This is a genomic window from Streptococcus mitis (genome assembly GCF_946190335.1).
In the GTDB taxonomy this organism is placed as follows: domain Bacteria; phylum Bacillota; class Bacilli; order Lactobacillales; family Streptococcaceae; genus Streptococcus; species Streptococcus mitis_CH.
The window spans coordinates 1-1,175 of sequence record NZ_CAMHZN010000010.1 but is presented as its reverse complement, the minus strand read 5'-3'; the positions used below and the strand labels follow the sequence as shown (position 1 = coordinate 1,175).

The following is a 1,175-nucleotide window of genomic DNA, read 5'->3' as shown; positions in this document are numbered from 1 at the left end:
TCGATTTCATCAGTCTTAGCTTTGAGAACTTCGTCGATGACTTTCTTAGCTTCTGGCTTCGCTACTGCGTCTGGATTTACATTGTTTACTTCTGTTGTTCCGTTAGCCTTAGCTTGAGCTACTTCGGCGTTTGTTGTTGCATTATCGATTGCTTGTTTTGCCGCATCTGCTTTGGCTTTCGCGTCTGCCTTAGCCGCAGTTTTCTCTTCATCTGTTAAGTCTGTGCGAGAATCTATCTCGACATTCTTAACTTTAAGAGCTTCGTCGATGGCTTTTTTAGCTTCTGTTTTCGCTACTGCATCTGAATTGACTGAGCTGACTTCTGTTATTCCAGTTGACTGATATTGGTCTACTTCGGCATTTGTTGTAGCGTTATCGATTGAGTCTTTTGCTACATCAGCTTTTGCTTTCGCGTCTGCCTTAGCCGCAGTTTTCTCTTCCTCTGTTAAGTCATTATTAGCGTCAATCTCGTCGTTCTTAGCTTTCAGCGCATCGTCGATGGCTTGCTTAGCTGCTGGTTTTGCCTCAGCTATTGGATTTACTGATTCTACACTTGTTGCTCCATTAGTCTTAGCTTGTGCTACCGACTCGTTTGTTGTTGCGCTATCGATTGCTTCCTTAGCTGTGTCAGCTTTCGCTTTAGCGTCTGCTTTGGCTGCAGTTTTCTCTTCATCTGTTAAGTCTGGACGAGAATCTATCTCGTCATTCTTGGCTTTAAGGGCTTCATCTATCGCTTTCTTAGCTTCTGGTTTCTTAACTGCTACTGGATTTACTGAATTTACACTCGTTGCTCCATTAGTCTTAGCTTGTGCTACCGACTCGTTTGTTGTTGCGCTATCGATTGCTTGTTTGGCTGAGTCTGCTTTGGCTTTCGCATCTGCTTTCGCTGCAGTTTTCTCTTCTTCCGTTAAGTCTGGACGAGAATCTATCTCGGCATTCTTAGCTTTAAGAGCTTCGTCGATTGCTTGTTTAGCTGCTGGTTTCGCTACTGCGTCTGGGTTTACTGAAGTCACTTCTGCTATACCAATTGACTTAGCTTGATCGACTGCAGCATTTGTTGTCGCGTTATCGATTGTTTGTTTAGCTGTATCAGCTTTAGCTTTTGCATCTTCCTTAGCTTTTGCTTTCTCTTCAGCTGTTAAGTCGTTGTTCGCATCGATTTCTGCTTCCTTAGC

At 43.6% G+C, this 1,175-nt stretch carries 1 protein-coding gene; it reads right to left on the bottom strand.

Features of this window, described 5'->3' with window-relative positions:
- Positions 1 to 1,175, bottom strand: a 1,175-nt coding sequence (locus tag N8O43_RS09585; protein ID WP_261223176.1) for a DUF1542 domain-containing protein, incomplete at both ends; no start/stop codon positions are given.